The organism is Streptomyces zingiberis, from assembly GCF_012034935.1.
Lineage (GTDB): Bacteria > Actinomycetota > Actinomycetes > Streptomycetales > Streptomycetaceae > Streptomyces > Streptomyces zingiberis.
Genome location: NZ_JAATEN010000001.1, coordinates 285,420 through 304,263, shown reverse-complemented (window position 1 = coordinate 304,263; position 18,844 = coordinate 285,420). Strand labels below are relative to the sequence as shown.

Sequence of the window (18,844 nt, the reverse complement as noted above, 5' to 3'; positions counted from 1 at the left end):
CTAGCATGGCAGGCTCTGACTATCGCGAGTCAGAAGTCGAGGAGAGTGAATCCTTGCGGTCCGACGCCAATATCGCGGGGCCGATGGCCGATCCGGTCCCGGGCCCCCGCGCTGCCGAGCCCTATCGGGGGGTGACCTCCGAGACCCCGCCACCGGGGGTCGATGTTTCACGTGAAACGCCGGCCCCCCTGGACAATGCCCCGATCGGTCGTGCCGCTCAGATCGCTGTCGCCGCGCTGGGGCAGGCCGCCGAGAATCTGCCCCGCCCGGAACAGACGCGCGTCATGGTGGTGGCCAACCAGAAGGGCGGGGTGGGGAAGACGACGACCACCGTCAATCTGGCCGCGTCGCTCGCTCTCCACGGCGCCCGGGTGCTGGTGATCGACCTCGACCCCCAGGGGAACGCCTCCACCGCTCTCGGGATCGATCACCACTCCGAGGTTCCCTCGGTGTACGACGTGCTGGTGGACAGCAAGCCGCTCTCCGAGGTGGTCCAGCCGGTACCGGACGTGGAGGGGCTGTTCTGCGCACCCGCCACCATCGACCTGGCCGGTGCGGAGATCGAGCTGGTCTCCCTGGTGGCCCGGGAGAGCCGGCTGGAGCGCGCCATCCAGGCGTACGAGCAGCCACTGGACTACATCCTCATCGACTGCCCGCCCTCCCTGGGTCTCCTCACCGTCAACGCGCTCGTCGCCGGAGCGGAGGTGCTCATCCCCATCCAGTGCGAGTACTACGCCCTGGAAGGGCTGGGGCAGTTGCTGCGCAACGTCGAGTTGGTGCGCGGGCATCTCAACCCACGGCTCCACGTCTCCACGATCCTGCTGACCATGTACGACGGCCGCACCCGGTTGGCCTCGCAGGTCGCGGACGAGGTCCGGAGCCACTTCGGCAATGAGGTGCTGCGGACCTGCATTCCGCGGTCCGTGCGCATCTCGGAGGCACCCAGCTACGGTCAGACGGTGCTGACCTACGACCCGGGCTCCAGCGGCTCGCTCTCCTACCTCGAAGCGGCGCGGGAGATCGCGCTGCGCGGGGTGGGTGTCACCCATGAAGATCACGAAGGTGTCAGCGCTCATCTCCCGGGCGCGAACGCTCAGCATGAACAGCACGGCAGGCCGGAGGGGACGCAGTGAGTGAACGACGCAGGGGACTCGGCCGTGGTCTGGGCGCTCTGATTCCGCACGAGCCCCAGAGCAGGGATCAGCCGGTGCCGACCGTATCGCCGGGAGCCACGTCGCCGACGGCGGTTCCCGTGCTCATCTCCGAGCGTGATGTCGCGCCGCCCGCGACGGTTCCCGCTCCGCAGGAGGAGCCTGAGCCCTTCACCGGCGAACCCGTGGTGGAGGACGAGCAGACCGCGGAGCCCGTCACCGGGGCCCACTTCGCCGAGCTTCCGCTGGACTCCATCACGCCGAACCCTCGTCAGCCCCGAGAGGTGTTCGACGAGGACGCCATGGCCGAGCTGGTCACCTCCATCCAGGAGGTGGGCCTGCTCCAGCCGGTGGTGGTCCGCCGGCTGGGAGCGGAGCGATACGAGCTCATCATGGGCGAGCGCCGGTGGCGTGCTTGCCGGGAAGCCGGCCTGGAGCGCATCCCCGCCATCGTCCGTGTCACCGAGGACGAGAAGCTCCTGCTGGACGCCCTCCTGGAGAATCTCCACCGGGCTCAGCTGAACCCCCTTGAGGAGGCGGCGGCCTACGACCAGCTGCTCAAGGACTTCGCCTGCACCCAGGACCAGCTCGCGGACCGCATCGGGCGGTCCCGCCCGCAGGTCTCCAACACCCTCCGGCTGTTGAAGCTCTCCACTCCGGTGAAGCGCCGGGTGGCGGCGGGCGTCCTGTCCGCCGGGCATGCCCGGGCTCTGTTGTCGGTCGAGGACTCGGAGGAGCAGGACCGGCTGGCTCACCGGATCGTCGCCGAAGGGCTGTCGGTCCGGGCGATCGAGGAGATCGTCACCCTGATGGGCTCCGAACAGGGCAGCGCGGTGAAACCGAAGGGGCCGCGGGCGGGCGCCCGCGTCTCCCCGGCGCTCAACCAGCTGGCTTCCCGTCTCTCCGACCGTTTCGAGACCCGCGTCAAAGTCGATCTCGGCCAGAAGAAGGGCAAGATCGTCGTGGAGTTCGCCTCCATGGAGGATCTGGAGCGGATTCTCTCCACTCTCGCCCCGGGGGAGGACCGGGTGCTGGACTCTGCCGCGGAGGAGCAGGCACCGGAGTAGATCCTGGGCCGGAGGAACAGCTACCGGGGACAGCCGACCGGTGGATCGGCGTGCGGGCGGGCCGTGACGGTACGGCCCGCCCTTCGCTGTCTTCATCCGTCGGCCGGGCCCACTGGTTACGATGCCCGGGGACCGGGGACCGAGCGCTCCCCGGAGCGTGCCGGGCCCGGAAGGGTTCGGTCGTTCCTGCCGGAGCGGCCGGACGGAGGCGTATGTGAGGAGCAGACTTCATGGGGCGCCGGCTCGTACCGCTCACCTTGGACAACCTTCCGGATCTGCCGAAGCGCTGCCGTTCCTGTGTCTTCTGGGAGCTCGATCCGGTCAGCGGCGAGGCCGCGGTGAAGGCGGGCAGGCCGGAACTGGAGAAGGAAGCCTGGATCTCAGGCGTCCTGCTGGAGTGGGGGTCCTGCGGCCGGGTGCTCTATGTGGACGAGGCGCCGGCGGGATTCGTGCTGTACGCGCCCCCTGCCTACGTCCCCCGCTCCACGGCCTTCCCCACCAGCCCGGTGGCCGCCGACGCGGTACAGCTGATGACCGCCTGGATCCTGCCGGGTTATCAGGGGCAGGGGCTGGGCCGGGTGCTCGTCCAGACGGTCGCGAAGGATGTGCTGCGGCGCGGATTCAAGGCGATAGAGGCCTTCGGGGACGCGCGGTGGGCGGAACCCGCCTGTGTCCTGCCCGCCGAGCAGCTGCTGGCGGTGGGCTTCAAGACGGTACGGCCGCATCACCGCTATCCCCGGCTGCGGCTGGAACTGCGGACGACCCTCTCCTGGAAGGAGGACGTCGAAATGGCCCTGGACAGGCTGCTCGGCGCGGTCCAGAAGGAGCCGGCGCTCCGCCCTCTGTGACCGTGGGCCCGGAGGCCGTGGGCGTCCTGGCGCACGGCGAAGGCCCGCCCCCGAAGGGGCGGGCCCGGCGTCATGCGGGGCGCGGTCAGCCGAGGAAGGCTTCCAGGTCGCGCTCGATGGCCGCCTTCGGCTTGGCGCCGACGATCGTCTTGGCGACCTCTCCGCCCTGGTAGACGTTGAGGGTGGGAATCGACATCACCCCGTACTTGGCGGCGGTCGCCGGGTTCTCGTCGATGTTCAGCTTGACCACCTCGATCTTGTCGCCGTGCTCGGCGGCGATGGCTTCGAGGGAGGGGGCGATCTGGCGGCACGGGCCGCACCAGGCCGCCCAGAAGTCCACGAGGACGGGCTTGTCGCTCCCCAGGACCTCCTCGTCGAAGGTCGCGTCGGTCACGTTCTTGAGGGCGCCGGCCATGGCGTGCTCCTTGTTCTCCGGAGTGCTGCTGAGTGGGTCGGGGGATTCCCGATGCGGGAGGGCTGGATCAGAGGGGCGCGGCGGCGGTCTTCTCCGGCTCCGGCGTGTGCTCCGCGGAGGTGTCCGTGAGAGCCGCCAGGTAGCGCTCCGCGTCGAGGGCCGCGGCGCACCCCGTGCCCGCCGCGGTGATCGCCTGGCGGTAGGTGTGGTCCACGACGTCGCCGGCGGCGAAGACACCGGTGAGGTTGGTGTGGGTGGAGGGGGACTCGACCCGCAGATAGCCCTCGTCGTCCAGGTCGAGCTGGCCGCCGAAGAGTTCCGTGCGCGGGTCGTGCCCGATGGCGATGAACAGTCCGGTCACCGGGAGCTCCCGGGTCTCCCCCGTCTTCGTGGAACGCAGGGTCACACCGGTCAGCTTCGGATTGCCGTTGATCTCGATCACCTCGCTGTCGTAGGCGAACGTGATCTTCGGGTCGGCGAACGCCCGCTCCTGCATCGCACGGGAGGCGCGGAGGGTGTCGCGCCGGTGGATGATGGTCACGGACTTGGCGAAGCGGGAGAGGAAGGTCGCTTCCTCCATCGCCGTGTCGCCGCCGCCCACCACGGCGATGTCCTGGTCCTTGAAGAAGAAGCCGTCGCAGGTGGCACACCAGGAGACACCGCGCCCGGAGAGCTCGTCCTCCCGGGGCAGCCCGAGCTTGCGGTGCTGGGAACCGGTGGCGACGATCACGGCACGAGCCGTGTGGACCGTACCGGTGGAGTCGGTCACGGACTTGAGATCACCGGAGAGGTCGACGGCCGTGATGTCATCGGCGACAAGTTCGGCGCCGAAGCGTTCGGCCTGGGCCCGCATCTGGTCCATGAGGTCCGGTCCCATGATGCCGTCGCGGAAACCGGGGAAATTCTCCACCTCGGTGGTGTTCATCAGGGCGCCGCCGGCGGTGACGGCACCCTCGAAGACCAAGGGCTTCAGGGCGGCCCGCGCGGTGTAGAGCGCCGCGGTGTAGCCCGCCGGCCCGGAGCCGATGATGATCACGTTACGGACGTCGCTCACGGGTGTCTTCCTCGTCTCTGCCGACTGTTTCCAGGGGGCCGTTTTCCGGAGTGCCGTGCGAGCCACTGACGAGGCCCGCATACCACCCAACGGATCCTAGAGGGCCATCATTCCCGCCGCCGCATCGCGGGCCGCCGGTGCGTCCACAGCGCACACGGCGGACGCGGCTGACGCGGCGGACGTGACGAGCGCGACGTCCCGGCGGACGCGGCGCCACGACGGATGCGCGGGGCCCTGCCCCCGGGGATCAGTGTCGGGGATAGGTGCGGGAGAGCAGGACGTCGCCACGCGGCTCGGCGGTGGTGACACACGAGGAGTCCACCACGTAGGTCTCCACGCGTTCCCGGTCGGACGGGTGGGGGAAGATCACGATGTAGGCGGCCTTGCCCTCGAAGGTGCCCTCCTCGGCGGCCAGCGGCGCGACGGGGTTGTCGATCCCGTTCCGTATGCACGACGGGAGGGCGGCATCGTCGCCGCGCAACGGCTGAGCCGGGGCGGACCGGGCGCCGAGTGTGTCCGGCATCTCGTCGGCAGGAGGCCCGGCGGACTGTTCGCCGGGCGGGGACGGCTGGGCGGCGAGCAAGCGGTGCACCGTGCCTTCCAGCGTCGCGGCGTTCACTTCCGAGCCGCCGGACTCGGCTGCGGACTCGACGGGCCCGTCCGTGCTCTTCGCCGGCGTCCCGGTGGGACGGGAGGCGGGGCCCAGCGCCTGGACGACGGCCACCCCGCCGAGCGCCAGCCCCAGGGCGCACGCGAGGCCCAGCGTGAGGGAGCGGCGGCGCCGGCGGGAGGGCCCCCGGCCGGGGCCGCTCCCTGAGGGGCGTTCAGTGCGGGACGTGCGTCCTCGTGGTGGTGATGTCACCACGGGAGCGGGTGACGGGGAGCGGTCCGTTTCACGTGAAACGGGGGCGGCTCCCGTGGGGGGGCCGGTTTCACGTGAAACATCGCGCGGCGCCGTGGCCGCGAGGAGGGACTCCGCCGCGATGGCCGCGTCGATCCGGCCGGCCACATCAGCGGGCATCCGGGGTGGCTCCGGCAGCGTTCCCAGCAGGCTCCGGATCTCCCGCAGGGAGGCCTGGACCTCCGCGCACAGCTCGCAGTCGCCGAGATGGGCCCGCACTGCGGAGGAGAGCCCTGGCGGCAGTGCTCCCTCCATGAGCGCGGAGATCTCCTCGACGTCCGGATGCCCGTCCGCTCCGATCGTGGATGTCACGCCCGCCTGCCTCCCTTCACGGTGTCCGGATCCCTGGGGTTCGCAGCCGGTGGGACGGATGCCCCCGCCGCACGGTTCCTTCCCCCGTTCGAATCCGGTTCACCGTGTCCCCCCGTTTCCCCCTCTTTCTCCCCGGCATCACGGGGGGAACCTCCACCGCGGAGGTGGGAGAGCAGGGGAAGGAGGCGGGCCCGGCCCCGGGCACACCGGCTCTTCACCGTGCCGCTGGGGATGCCGAGGACATCGGCGGCCTCGGCGACGGGATAGCCCTGCATGTCGACCAGGACCAGGACGGCGCGCTGTTCCGGGGGGAGGGTGGCGAGGGCCCGGAGAAGCTCCCGGTGGAGGTCTCCCCGCTCGGCGGGGGCGTGGGCGGACTCGTGGGGCTCGATGAGCTGTTCCAGCCGCTCCGTGTCGGCGACGGGGGAGGTCCTGCGGGAGGCCGCCTTGCGTGCCCGGTCCAGGCAGGCGTTGACGGTGATGCGGTGCAGCCAGGTGGTGACGGCCGACTGGCCGCGGAAGGTGTGGGCCGCGCGATAGGCGGAGACCAGGGCGTCCTGCACCGCGTCGGCGGCCTCCTCGCGGTCCCCCAGCGTCCGCAGCGCCACGGCCCACAGGCGGTCGCGGTGGCGCCGTACGAGCTCGGCGAAGGCGTCCGGATCACCCGCGACATGCCGGGCGAGGAGGTCTTTGTCCGGCAGGGAACCACGCAGGCCGTCCTCCACGTCGGTCCCTCCCGTCAGGCCGAGGCTCGCCTCCGGCTCAGCCTGTCACAGTGATCTCGGAAATGCCGCCGCGGTACTGGTTCCCCGATCCCTCGGGCGGTAGCTCGGTGATGTGGATCAGTACATAGCGGGTCCGGACGGGCTCGTCGGTGTTGATCTTCAACGTGTCCCCCACCTTCCGCAGCTTGCTGAGACGCTGGGAGAAGTCGGCGAGCGACGAAGGCGACGAGAGGGAGGTGGACGATTCCGGGGCGGCGAGCACCTGGACCGTCTGGCCGCCGCGGTACATCTCCGCGTTCACCCCGCTGACGTTCTGCACGCTGCCGAGGTCGACGATGAGCCCGCTGCCCTCCTTGCGGTTGGCGAGGTTGCCGAACTTCGCGTAGCCCTTGTAGTGCGGGGTGATCCAGGCGGTGTCCGAGTCCCCGTCCACGGCGTTGGGGACCTTGTCGGCGGCCACGGGTGCCCCGAGCGGCGCGAACTCGGTGGCATCCGCGATCTTGAGCGGCACCGCCTTCCCCTTGCTCGGGGCCTTGGGCTCGTCCCCGCCGCCCTGGGCCTGGTCGGACTCGCCCGCCCGGTGCTGCTCCCGGTTGATGAGGGTGTCCGCGACCTGCCAGCTGCCGAGTCCGAGCGCGGCGATCAGAAGCGAGGAGACCGTCCACTTCAGCGCCTTGCCGGTACGGCTGTGCAGCGGCGGTGGAGGCGGCGCGGGCAAGGGCTGCCCCGCCGCGGGTGTGCCGGCCCGGGGGCCGCCCGGGTAACCGGCGGCGGGCTGGTAGGCGGTCGGCTGGTGGAAGGCCGGAGTGGCGAACGAGGGCTCCGGCGGCCGGATCCGCGGCAGCGCGGTGACGGCCTTGCAGAGCTCCTCGGGGGTGGTGCAGGGCTGTTCCTGCCGCGGCGCCGGGTCGTCGTGGCAGAGGGCCCGCATCGCGATCTCCGAGAGACCGCGGTGCACCCCGGCACGCACCTGGTCGGGAGCGATCAGGCCGATTCCCCGGGGCAGCCCCGACATGCCGTAGGCGTCGCCCTCGTAGGGCCAGCGCTGGGTGAGGGAGGCGTACAGGAGGGCGCCGATGGCCTCGGTGTCGGTGCGCTGGGGATGCTCGGAGGTGATCCCCCGCAGCGCGGCCAGCACGGCCAGACCGCGGATGCGGTACTGGCCGGACTCGGTGCGCAGTACGCAGCTCGGGGTGAGCCGCAGATGCGCCAGCCCCTCCCGGTGGGCGGCCGCCATGGCCTGGGAGACCTGGAGCACCACCTGGTAGGCGTCATACGGTTCCAGGGGGCCGGCGGTGAGGACGCTGGTGAGTTCGGAGGCGTCCGGCAGCCATTCGTGGACGACGTAGACCAGGTCGTTCTCCTCGACGGCGTCGAGTACCTGGACGAACCGCGGGTCGCCCAGCAGCGCGGCGGAGCGTGCGGCGGCGAGCACGGGGCGGGCCCGCGGGTGGTCGGCGGGCAGCACGTGGACGCCCACGGCGCGCCGCAGCTTCTCGTCCACCGCGCGCCAGCTGCTGAAGCCGTCCAGCCGGGTGAGGCACTCCTCCAGCCGGTAGCGGGCGGCGAGCTTGTGTCCGCTGTGCAGTTCGGGCGCGGAGACCTCGGCCACCGCCCTGGGCCGCGGTCTGGCCGTGTCCGGGATGTCGAGGTCGATGCGGGCGGTCCGAGCGTCCGCAGTGCGGGTCGTGTCCTGGGCTTTCACCCCGTCGGCGTGGGCAGTTACCGCCTGGGCGGTCAGCGGGTCCTCACCGCTGTTGTCTGCCACGCCGACGGCAGCCGTACTCCGTTCCGCCACCGTCGTTCCTGCCTCCCCATCCGTTGCGCGCCGTCACCACAGCTAAGCAATTGTGCCCACAGTCCGTCCCTCTGCACGACTTACGGTTCCGGACCAGGGTTGTGCTCGATCAGCGGCCGAGACGGCCGCGGACCATTCCGACCATGGCGGTCATCTCCTCGATCCGCATGCGCTTCGCCGCCAGGACGAACACCGCCAGCAGGACGATGCCGCCCGCGACCAGCGCCGCGAGCGAGGCGAGCCCACCGGGCCCGAGGGCCTGGGTGATGCCGTAGCTCGCCGCTCCGCCCGCGAGCGCGGCGGGGATTCCCGCCCCGGCCAGCCGGGCGTAGGTGCGCATGACCCGGCGGCCGTCGAGATCGCCGCCGAGCCGTACGCTCAGCCTCTTCCACGCAACGCCTACCCCGACGGCGTAGGCCAACCCGTAGGAAGCGGCCATGCCCACCACGGCCCACCGGGCGGGCAGCAGCAGGAAGCAGGTGCCGGCCGCGACGGCGTTGACGGCGGCCACGATCACCGTGTTGTAGAACGGGGTCCGGGTGTCCTCGTACGCGTAGAAGCCCCGGAGCACCACGTACTGCACCGAGTACGGGATGAGGCCCAGCCCGAAGGCCATCAGGGTGAAGCCGATGTTGCGGGCGCCGGACTCACCCGCCGCCGAGTAGAGCAGCGTCGCCATGGGGATGCCGAGCGCCAGGAAGGCGAAGGCGCACGGCACGATGGCCACGGCGGAGGTGCGCATCCCGTAGGAGAGGTCGTCCCGGACGGCCCCGGGGTCCCCGTCCGCCGCCGCGCGGGAGATCCGGGGGAGCACCGCGGTCATCACCGAGACCGTGATGATGGCCTGCGGCATCTGCCAGAGCAGCAGCGCGTAGTTGTAGGCGGTGATGCCGGTGCCGGTGTGGCCCTCGTTCTCGGCGACCGAACCGGCCCAGGTGGCGAGCTGGGTGACGACGATCATGCCGAGCTGATTGGCGAGGACGAAGAAGAAGGTCCACTTGGCGAGCCGGGCGGCCTTGCCGAGGCCGTGCCCGCGCCAGTCGAACCGGGGGCGGAAGTGGAAGCCCGCGGCGCGGAGGTAGGGGAGCATCGCCAGGGCCTGCACCGTCAGACCGAGCAGGGTGCCGATGCCGAGCAGCCGCACGCCCTCCGGGGTGATGGTCCCCGCGGTCATCCCGGTGGCCGTGAAGCCGCCGAAGGCCCAGATGAAGCCGCCGAAGGTGGCGATGATGACCACGTTGTTGAGGACCGGGGTCCACATCATCGCCCCGAAGCGGCCGCGGCTGTTGAGGATCTGCCCGAGGACGACGTGGACGCCCATGAAGAACATGGTGGGCAGGCAGTAGCGGGCGAACGCCACGGCGACATCCATCTGCGCCGGGTCGGAGGCCCACTTCGCCGACATCATCCTGATGAGCAGCGGGGCCGCCAGCACACAGACCGTCGTCATGCCCGCGAGCAGGACGATCACCAGCGTGAGCAGACGGTTCGCGTAGCCCTCACCGCCGTCGTCGTCGTTCTTCATGGCCCGGACGAGCTGCGGGATGAAGACGGCGTTGAGCGCTCCGCCGCCGACGAGGATGTAGATCATCGTCGGCAGGGTGTTGGCGACCTGGTAGGCGTCGTTGAGCGTGCCGACACCGATGGCGGCGGCCATCACCAGGGTGCGGAGGAAGCCGGTGATCCGGGAGACCAGGGTGCCCGCCGCCATCACGGCGCTGGACTTGAGGACGCTCGACGCCCGGCCGGCGGGCTTCTTCGCCGGGGCGGACTCCGGCGCCGGCCCGGGGTCCGCCGGGAGCTCGGGGCCGGGGGCGGCGGCCGGGGCCCCGGTCGGAGCGCCGGTCGGCGGGGACGTCGGCGGGGCGGGAGGGGGCGTGCCGTGGGCCTGGGGGTGGTGTGGCGGCCCCTGAGGGCGCCGGGGCGGCTGGGAGGGCTGTGATGAGGGCTGGGGGCTGTAGGGCTGCCGCTGGTCCCGGAAGAGGTGCTCGAAAGCATCCTGGCCGGCCTCCCCGCCTTCGGCCCGGCCGCCCGGCCGCTCGCCCGGCTGCCCTTCCGGTTCGCGCTCCGGTTCGGGCGCGGGGGCCCACGGGGAGGGGGCGGACGCGGTGGGGGACGCGGGTTCCCGGTGGCGGGGAGTGCGCTCCCCGGGGCCGGTCACCGGCCACGGGTCCCGTTCGCCGGCGCGGCCGTGCGGTCCGGGCGCGGGTGGCGGTGCCTGGCGGGCCGGATCACCGCCCGGTTCCCAGCCCCGGTCACCGTCGTACGGCGCGTTCATCGCTTCCCCACCTCGTCGTCCCGGGCCGGACCGGCCTCGATCTCGCTCAACGCTCCACTTTCTCACCCGCGTCGGCGGCGCCGCGCCGTCCGGGGCCGTCCTGCCCGGTCGTACCTGATTCGTCCCGGGAGGGCGGCGCGGAGCCGTCCGTGGCGGGCTGCGTCCGGCCGGTGTCCGGTGCCGTCCCGGTCTCCTGCGGGGCGCCGGTGCCGACGTCGGCACCGGGCTCCTCGGCGGGCCCGGACGTGGTGCCCCGGTCCTCGGCGGGCTCCGGGCCCGCCCCGTCTCCGGCGGGCTCTGCGGACCCGTTCCCCGCACCGTCCTCGCCGGCGGGGGCGGAACCGGAACCGGCGTCCGCGCCGTGGTCGCCGTCCGGGCCGGGCGACGGCTCGCCGTCCGTGTCCGTCGCCCCGGCGGGACCGTCCCCCGGGCCCCCGGCCGACCGCGCCACCGCCCGCTTGCGCTGGGTGTACATCCGGATGCCGGCCAGGACCAGCAGCAGCACCCCGCCCGCGATGACGAGCATGACCGTGGAGGTGATCTCGGTGACGTTCACACGGAAGGACATGGGCGCGCCGTAGGGGCGGCCGTCGTGGGTGTAGAGCTGCGCCTCCACCCAGACGAGGCCGTTGGCGTTGGCCGTGGTGTCGAACTTCACCGTCTGGCTGTGGCCGCCGCCGATCTTCACCTCCTGCGGCTCCCCGGGGTCGAGCCGGTGGGGAGAGCTGGAGCGGAGGACGAGTTTGAGGCCCTCGACCCCTTGGAGGAGGTTGTTCTGCACCGTCACGGGGATCGTCCCGCTGCGGCCGGACAGCGTCAGCCTCTTCTGTGACTTCTCGATGAGCCGTACCTCCTGCGAGAGGTCGGCCAGATAGGTCTCCACGGAGTCGCGGAACCCCTGGGCGGCCTTCGGCTCACCGCGCCAGGAGGTGGACATCTCGCGCAGGATGGCGTTGCCGAAGGGGGTGATGACGCGGTCGGGCTGGGAGAGGATCACCTGGAAGTCGTCGAGCCCGTTCTGGGTGCGCCGGATGTCCTCGAAGGCCGTGGTGGGCAGCTCCTTCTTGCGCAGCGCCGCCGGGTACGAGCGGGCCCCGGGTACGCGCGTGGCGGCCTGCCGATCGGGCTCGGCGCGCATCGCCTGCTGGACGTCCTGTACGCGCGCCCAGCGCCCGGACTCCAGCCCTTCCAGGGCCTCGGCCATCGACCGCGCCTGGGCGGCGGTGGGCATCCGCTGCGGGGCCACGAGAACGCTGCGCTCCCGGCCGGGCGCCTCCCGGTTGATCATCAGGGTGTGGGCGAGGAACTCCTGGACGGCGAGGGTGGAGTCCTCGGCGCCGGTCATGTCGCTCTGGAAGGCCTTCGAGAGGCGGGCGTCCGCCGCCAGGGCCGTGACGCCGCCGCCGATCGGCCGGACGGCGCTGGGCGTGTAAGGCGGGTCGCCGCCGCCGCGCAGGCTGTCGCTGCGGGTGATGACGTTCCGGGCACCCGCCGAGGTGGCCACGTCGACGATCGAGGTGTCGAGGGCGCCGTTCACCGGCCAGGCGAAGTCCGTGCGCGGCTTCCGGCCGACGATGGTCTCCACGGTCCTGGCGGCGAGGTCGGTCGCGGTCCTGAGGTGACCGATCGATCCGGAGACCTTCCTGCCGTGGTGGGCCAGCGAGGCGAGGTCGGGGTCGGCGAACGGGAGCGTGATCATCTCCCGGCCCTCGACGGCCTCCAGGAAGTCGCTCATCCACCGGGTGGCGACGGCCTGCCCCTCACCCTTGACGACGGTTCCGTCCGGACGTTCCACCTCGTACGCCCCGGTCATCGTCTCGACACCGACCAGCAGATCGGGGTCGACGACCCAGGTCACCGGGGAGTCCTTGCCGAGCTCGACCAGTTGCTGGAGCCGGCCGCCGGGACGGAGCTCGGTGGCGAGGGAGTCGTCCCGGAACCGCGGGGTCTGCTCCTGGTCGGAGGCGGTGCGAGCGGTCAGGTGCGGGGTGGAGATCAGCGGCCAGAGGTAGCTGACCTGTACCGGCCGCCCGGCTTCCTTCGGCTGCCAGGGAAGGAAGGTGCGCTCGATGCCGAGCACCTGGTCGTACCGGCCCGGGGTGCGGCCGTTCACCGCGACGCCGAGCTGGTAGACGCCCGCCTCGTCGAATCCGAGGTCCTCGGCGGGGACGGAGAGGGTGAATTCGCGGGCGGCCCCGGCGGGCACGGTGCCGAGCCCCGCCTTCTCCCCCGTGGCCTCGGCGCCGTCCTCGGCGGCGGAGAAGCCGGTGCGGTTCGCGACGATGTCGACGGCCCCGCGGCTGCTCAGCGGGGTGCCGGGGGTACGGAACGCCACCTCGGCGTCGCTGATGGCGGACTTCCCCTTGTTGCGGATCTGCCCGGTCACGGTGATCGTGTCGTCGTCCGTGGGGGAGACCGGGGTCAGGGAGTCGATCGAGACCTCCACCGTCCGCGAACCGGGGGCGGAGGACACGGGCGCGGCCTGGGCTCCGGGGGCCGACGGGAACTGCGCCAGACCGCCCAGCAGCGGCAGGCCCGCCAGTACCACGGCGGTCCGCCGCCACCACCGGCGGGCGGGCGGGAGAGTCGTTCCCCGGTCTGGTGCCACCTCGGCCACGCGCTCGCCCGTCCCTCGTCATCGGTGGTCGTCGGAAATGCGTCCCCGCATGGTAACGAGGTGCGCGGCTGCGACGTGCCGGGGTGGCCCGGTGCGGCCGGGCGCCGGCCCGGGACGGTACCGGGGACGCCGCGGCCCGCGGGGGCCGTACCCTGGTCTGCCGTGCCGAACGCGAAGAATGACACCCCCGAACCGCAGACCCCTCCGACCCCGCAGAACCCGCGGTTTCAGCAGACCGGGCAGACCCTGCCGGGCGAGGCGCTGAACCAGGCCCAGCGGCGTGCGGTGGGCGAGTTGCTGCGGGTGTCCCCCGTCGCCGACGACCTGGCGCTCCGGTTCCAGCGGGCCGGCCACACGCTCGCACTGGTGGGAGGGTCGGTCCGGGACGCGCTGCTCGGAAGGCTGGGCCAGGACCTGGACTTCACCACGGACGCGCGCCCGCAGGAGATCCTCTCCCTCGTCCGGGGGTGGGCGGACGCGGTCTGGGAGGTCGGCATCGCCTTCGGGACGATCGGGTGCCGCAAGGGCGACTTCCAGATCGAGGTGACCACCTACCGTTCCGAGGCGTACGACCGCACCTCACGGAAACCGGAGGTGTCCTACGGGGACGTGATCGAGGAGGACCTGGTCCGCCGCGACTTCACCGTGAACGCGATGGCGGTGGCGCTGCCGCAGAAGGAGTTCATCGACCCGCACCACGGTCTGGACGATCTCGCGGCCCGGATTCTGCGGACCCCGGGGACGCCGGAGCAGTCGTTCTCCGACGACCCGCTGCGGATGATGCGCGCCGCCCGGTTCGCCGCACAGCTGGATTTCGAGGTCGCCCCCGAGGTGGTGGCCGCGATGACGGCGATGGCCGGCCGAATCGAGATCGTCTCCGCCGAGCGGACCCGGGACGAACTCAGCAAGCTGATCCTCGGTGACCGCCCGCGGAAGGGCCTCACCCTGCTGGTGGAGACCGGACTGGCCGACCATGTGCTGCCCGAGCTGCCCGCCCTCCGGCTGGAGCGGGACGAGCACCACCGCCACAAGGATGTCTACGAGCACTCCCTGACCGTGCTGGAACAGGCCATCGATCTGGAGGATGACGGACCCGATCTGGTGCTGCGCCTGGCGGCCCTGCTGCACGACATCGGGAAGCCGCGTACCCGGCGTTTCGAGAAGGACGGGCGGGTCTCCTTCCACCACCACGAAGTGGTCGGCGCCAAGATGACCAAGGCGCGGATGGTGAAGCTCAAGTATCCGACCGACCTGATCAAGGACGTCTCGCGCCTGGTCGAACTGCATCTGCGCTTCCACGGTTACGGCACGGGCGAGTGGACCGACTCGGCGGTCCGCCGTTATGTACGGGACGCCGGACCGCTGCTGGAGCGGCTGCACAAGCTGACCCGTTCCGACTGCACCACCCGGAACAAGCGGAAGGCGAACGCGCTCTCCCGGGCCTACGACGGGCTGGAGGCGCGAATCGCGCAGCTCCAGCAGCAGGAGGAGCTGGACGCGATCCGCCCCGACCTGGACGGCAACGCCATCATGGAGATTCTGGACGTGCCCCCGGGGCCGGTGGTGGGCCGCGCGTACGCCCACCTCCTGGAGCTGAGGCTGGAACACGGCCCGATGGAGCGCGACGCCGCTGTGGCGGCGCTCAAGGAGTGGTGGGCCGCCCAGAACGCTCAGGCGTGACATCGGGCCGGGTGCGTGGTGGCGGGGTGGGCCCGGCCGTGAACCGCGGAAGAGGGCGCCGATGTTTCACGTGAAACCCTGACCGTGAAGTGTGCGTGCGGGCCGTGAAGCCCTGCCGGTGGATGGGGGAGAGTGGGCCGGGGGTGTGTGTTTCACGTGAAACACACACCCCCGGCCCACTCTCAGCTTTCCGCCGGGCGCCGTCGCGGCTGCCGGGCGGCCCCGTGGGGTTCCCGCGCGAGGAGAGCTGTCGCGGCGTACAGGACGGCCACGAGGGCGACCAGCACGGTTGAGCGCCCGTCCGGCGGCAGGACCAGTGCGGCGAGGGCCGCCGCCGCGACGAAGGCGGCGTTGAAGAGCATGTCGTAGAGGGAGAAGACGCGGCCCCGGAAGGTGTCGTCCACCGCCGACTGGACGATCGTGTCGGTGGCGATCTTCGCCGCCTGTGTGGTGAGGCCCAGGAGGAAGGCGGCCGTCAGTACGGGGACCGGTGTGAAGGTGAGCCCCAGTGCCGGTTCCAGGACGGCGGCCACCAGCGCGGCCAGCGCGATCCAGTTGCGGTTCCCCAGGCGGCGGGCTCCCCAGGGGGTCAGCAGGGCCGCGACGAGGAATCCGGCTCCGGAGAGCGCCACCGCGAGACCGAGCAGCGGGAATCCGGCGGTGGTGGCGCCGGCCGTGTCTCCTCCGCCCGCCTCCCCCGGGCCTGCGCCGTCGGTCCAGGCGTAGCGGCAGAGCATCAGCACCATCACGGTCAGCGCCCCGTAGCAGAAACGCATCAGGGTCATGGCGGTGAGAGCCCGGGCAGCCGTCCGGCGCCGGGTGAGGTGGGCCAGTCCGTCCAGCAGGCCGTGGACGGTGTCGGTGACCGCCGCGCGCATCCGGAGCCGTGCCAGCGTCTCCGGTCCCAGCTGGTCCCGTCCGAGCCCGAGGGCGGCGAGTCCCGCGCCCAGATAGACGAGGGCGCCCAGGAGTACCGTCCCCGCATCGGACTCCCAGCCGGTCAGGTGCAGCGCGAAGACCAGTCCTGCCCCGGCGGTCGCGGCAATGGTCCCGGCCGTCGGGGAGATGGCGTTGGCGGTCACCAACTGCCGCTTCTCCGCGACCACATGGGGCAGGGCGGCGGAGAGGCAGGCCAGGACGAAGCGGTTCACGGCCGTCACCGACAGCGCGGAGAGGTAGAACATCCAGTCGGGTACGCCGGCGGTGATCAGTACGGCGGTGCCGGCCGCCAGAACGGCCCGCAGCAGGTTGCCGCCGAGCAGCACCTGGCGGCGGCGCCAGCGGTCCAGCAGGACCCCGGCGAACGGGCCGACGAGGGAGTAGGGCAGGAGCAGCACGGCCATCGCGGAGGCGATGGCCGCCGCCGAGGTCTGCCGCTCGGGGGAGAACACGACATAGGCGGCGAGCGCGACCTGGTAGATGCCGTCGGCGGACTGGGAGAGCAGCCGGACGGTCAGCAGGCGCCGGAAGCCGCGGAACCGCAGCAGTGCCCACAGCTCTCGCGCAACGACCATGCCGCACAGCCTCACAGAATCTCGGTGGCGCGGGATCGTGACAGGCCCCGGGCATGCCCGGGGCCTGTCACGATCCCGCGGGAGCCCCCAAAACCCGTGGGGGACCCTGGGAAGAGCTCTCACGCGAGGGCGCGACCGGCCGCCGGGGCCACCGGCCGCGCCGCCGGGTACTCAGCGCTCGATCTCGCCCTGGATGAACTTCTCGACGTTCTCCCGCGCCTCGTCGTCGAAGTACTGCACCGGCGGGGACTTCATGAAGTACGAGGACGCCGAGAGGATCGGGCCACCGATGCCCCGGTCCTTGGCGATCTTCGCGGCCCGCAGGGCGTCGATGATGACACCGGCGGAGTTCGGGGAGTCCCAGACCTCCAGCTTGTACTCCAGGTTGAGCGGGACGTCACCGAACGCCCGGCCCTCCAGCCGCACGTACGCCCACTTGCGGTCGTCCAGCCAGGCGACGTAGTCGGAGGGGCCGATGTGGACGTTGTCCGCGCCCAGGTCGCGGTCGCGGATCTGGGAGGTGACGGCCTGCGTCTTGGAGATCTTCTTGGACTCCAGCCGCTCCCGCTCCAGCATGTTCTTGAAGTCCATGTTGCCGCCGACGTTCAGCTGCATGGTGCGGTCGAGGACGACGCCCCGGTCCTCGAAGAGCTTCGCCATGACCCGGTGGGTGATGGTGGCTCCGACCTGGGACTTGATGTCGTCACCGACGATCGGGACACCCGCCTCGGCGAACTTGTCCGCCCACTCCTTGGTACCGGCGATGAAGACCGGGAGCGCGTTGACGAAGGCGACCTTCGCGTCCACCGCGCACTGCGCGTAGTACTTGGCGGCCTCCTCGGAGCCCACCGGCAGGTAGCAGACCAGAACGTCCACCTGCCGGTCCTTGAGGACCTGGACGACGTCCACCGGCGCCTCGGAGGACTCCTCGATGGTCTCGAGGTAGTACTTGCCGAGCCCGTCCAGGGTGTGGCCGCGCTGCACGGCGACTCCGGTGGAGGGGACATCGGTGATCTTGATGGTGTTGTTCTCGCTGGCACCGATGGCGTCCGCGAGGTCCAGGCCGACCTTCTTGGCGTCCACGTCGAAGGCCGCCACGAACTCCACGTCGGAGACGTGGTAGTCGCCGAACTGCACGTGCATCAGGCCCGGGACACGGCTGTCCGGGTCGGCGTCCTTGTAGTACTCGACGCCCTGAACCAGTGACGCGGCGCAGTTGCCCACACCGACGATGGCTACACGAACCGAACCCATTCCGGTTGCTCCCCTTGTTTGTTCGACGAGGCCCTGCCGAATGCGGACCTCAGATGGTGGTGTCGTCGGACGGATCCGGCCGGGAACCACCCCGGTGCCGGGGCAGGCCGCCCGTGTTCTGTGATGAGTCGTGCCATGGCGGCCGGGTCCGCGGCGGCAGCGCGCGCTCCGCCCCCGCATCCGCCCCGGGTGCCGGCGGCCCTCCAGGGGCCCCGTGCGCTCGACGCGCTCCGGGTTCTCCGGGCTCTCCACGCGCTCCGGGCTCTCCGTGGGCTCCGGGCTCCGCGGCTTCGCCACGCGCCGGGGCCGGTCCGCGGCCGGAGCCCTCCACCGGGCCCGGCGGAGCCTCCGCGTGCCCCGCGGCGGTGCGGTGGTTTTCCCCGCCGTCACCCTCGCCGGCCCCCGGCCCGTCCTGCGGACGGCGCCGGTCGCGTCCGGACCGCTCGCTCTCGATGAGCTCGTTGAGCCAGCGGACCTCGCGCTCCACGGACTCCATGCCGTGCCGCTGGAGTTCCAGGGTGTAGTCGTCCAGGCGCTCGCGGGTGCGGGCGAGGGAGGCACGCATCTTCTCCAGCCGCTCCTCGAGCCGGCTCCGCCGGCCCTCCAGCACCCGCATCCGGACGTCCCGGGAGGTCTGCCCGAAGAAGGCGAAGCGGACCCCGAAGTGCTCGTCCTCCCAGGCGTCCGGTCCGGAGTGGGCGAGGAGCTCCTCGAAGTGCTCCTTGCCGTCGGCGGTGAGCCGGTAGACGATCTTGGCGCGCCGGCCGGCCAGGGTGGCCGCGAGCGCGTCCTCGGGCGCGCTGCCGGCCTCCTCGATCAACCAGCCCTGCCGGACGAGCGTCTTGAGGCAGGGATAGAGGCTGCCGTAGCTGAACGCGCGGAACACCCCCAGCGAGGTGTTCAGGCGTTTACGCAGCTCATAGCCGTGCATGGGGGACTCGCGGAGCAGGCCGAGGACGGCGAACTCGAGGACGCCGGAGCGTCTGCCCATGACCGGTCCTTCCTCTGCCGTCCGTGCCGCGCTGTCCTGTTGTTCCGGATGGGTCCGCTGTTCCGGATGGGGCCGGGTCGGCCCGGAGGGGTTCCGAGTCCTCCAGTGCCCACCGGAGGACTCGGTATGCCCAATCGATGTATCGATTCGATACATCACGACGATAGAACGGCCCCACGGATGCGACAAGAGGGGATGGGGTGAACGGCGTCACATCAGAGTTTTGTCAACGGCAACTT

13 protein-coding genes and 1 pseudogene are annotated in these 18,844 nt (G+C 71.5%); 4 read left to right on the top strand and 10 right to left on the bottom strand.

The window, feature by feature from the left end; genetic code table 11:
- Positions 1-5 precede the first annotated feature (5 nt).
- From HCK00_RS01330 to HCK00_RS01320, 3 genes are all read left to right on the top strand, one after another.
- Complete coding sequence (locus HCK00_RS01330) at positions 6-1,133, top strand: ParA family protein (RefSeq protein ID WP_240965142.1); 1,128 nt, start codon at positions 6-8, stop codon at positions 1,131-1,133.
- A complete protein-coding gene (locus HCK00_RS01325) occupies positions 1,130-2,218 on the top strand; it encodes a ParB/RepB/Spo0J family partition protein (protein WP_168099837.1) in 1,089 nt (362 codons plus the stop codon). The genes HCK00_RS01330 and HCK00_RS01325 overlap by 4 nt, the downstream gene beginning before the upstream one ends.
- A gap of 230 nt (positions 2,219-2,448) precedes the next feature.
- Entirely contained in the window at positions 2,449-3,066 is a 618-nt protein-coding gene (locus HCK00_RS01320; protein ID WP_168099836.1) for a GNAT family N-acetyltransferase, read from the top strand.
- Positions 3,067-3,151: 85 nt separating this feature from the next.
- Here HCK00_RS01320 and trxA read toward each other — a convergent pair whose 3' ends face one another.
- From trxA to HCK00_RS01285, 7 genes are all read right to left on the bottom strand, one after another.
- Positions 3,152-3,481 carry a thioredoxin gene (gene trxA, locus HCK00_RS01315; RefSeq protein WP_168099835.1) on the bottom strand — a complete coding sequence of 110 codons (330 nt, stop codon included), beginning with the start codon at positions 3,479-3,481 and terminating at the stop codon, positions 3,152-3,154.
- 67 nt (positions 3,482-3,548) lie between these two features.
- Positions 3,549-4,535: a thioredoxin-disulfide reductase gene (trxB, locus tag HCK00_RS01310; protein WP_168099834.1), complete on the bottom strand. Its 987-nt coding sequence runs from the start codon at positions 4,533-4,535 to the stop codon at positions 3,549-3,551.
- Between the two features lie 247 nt (positions 4,536-4,782).
- Positions 4,783-5,748, bottom strand: a complete 966-nt coding sequence (locus HCK00_RS01305; RefSeq protein WP_168099833.1) for an RsmA family anti-sigma factor — start codon at positions 5,746-5,748, stop codon at positions 4,783-4,785.
- Positions 5,745-6,473 carry an RNA polymerase sigma factor SigM gene (gene sigM, locus HCK00_RS01300; RefSeq protein ID WP_168099832.1) on the bottom strand — a complete coding sequence of 243 codons (729 nt, stop codon included), beginning with the start codon at positions 6,471-6,473 and terminating at the stop codon, positions 5,745-5,747. The genes HCK00_RS01305 and sigM overlap by 4 nt, the downstream gene beginning before the upstream one ends.
- Before the next feature lie 37 nt (positions 6,474-6,510).
- Positions 6,511-8,271 (bottom strand): protein kinase family protein, encoded by a 1,761-nt coding sequence (locus tag HCK00_RS01295; protein ID WP_168099831.1) that lies wholly within the window; start codon positions 8,269-8,271, stop codon positions 6,511-6,513.
- 109 nt (positions 8,272-8,380) lie between these two features.
- The gene (gene murJ / locus HCK00_RS01290; protein WP_168099830.1) at positions 8,381-10,549 is read right to left on the bottom strand and encodes a murein biosynthesis integral membrane protein MurJ; all 2,169 of its coding nucleotides are present in this window, start codon (positions 10,547-10,549) and stop codon (positions 8,381-8,383) included.
- 46 nt (positions 10,550-10,595) lie between these two features.
- Complete coding sequence (locus HCK00_RS01285) at positions 10,596-13,166, bottom strand: DUF6049 family protein (RefSeq protein WP_375781893.1); 2,571 nt, start codon at positions 13,164-13,166, stop codon at positions 10,596-10,598.
- A gap of 162 nt (positions 13,167-13,328) precedes the next feature.
- Between HCK00_RS01285 and HCK00_RS01280 the strand changes: the two genes are divergently transcribed.
- Positions 13,329-14,846, top strand: a complete 1,518-nt coding sequence (locus HCK00_RS01280) for a CCA tRNA nucleotidyltransferase (RefSeq protein WP_168099829.1) — start codon at positions 13,329-13,331, stop codon at positions 14,844-14,846.
- A gap of 182 nt (positions 14,847-15,028) precedes the next feature.
- Here HCK00_RS01280 and HCK00_RS01275 read toward each other — a convergent pair whose 3' ends face one another.
- The 3 genes and pseudogenes from HCK00_RS01275 to HCK00_RS01260 form a co-directional block, all read right to left on the bottom strand.
- Entirely contained in the window at positions 15,029-16,360 is a 1,332-nt protein-coding gene (locus tag HCK00_RS01275; RefSeq protein WP_168099828.1) for an MFS transporter, read from the bottom strand.
- Between the two features lie 171 nt (positions 16,361-16,531).
- On the bottom strand, positions 16,532-17,614 hold the full coding sequence (locus HCK00_RS01270) for an inositol-3-phosphate synthase (protein ID WP_168099827.1): 1,083 nt from the start codon (positions 17,612-17,614) through the stop codon (positions 16,532-16,534).
- Between the two features lie 406 nt (positions 17,615-18,020).
- Positions 18,021-18,605, bottom strand: a pseudogene (locus HCK00_RS01260) (PadR family transcriptional regulator); the annotation flags it as partial.
- Positions 18,606-18,844 lie beyond the last annotated feature (239 nt).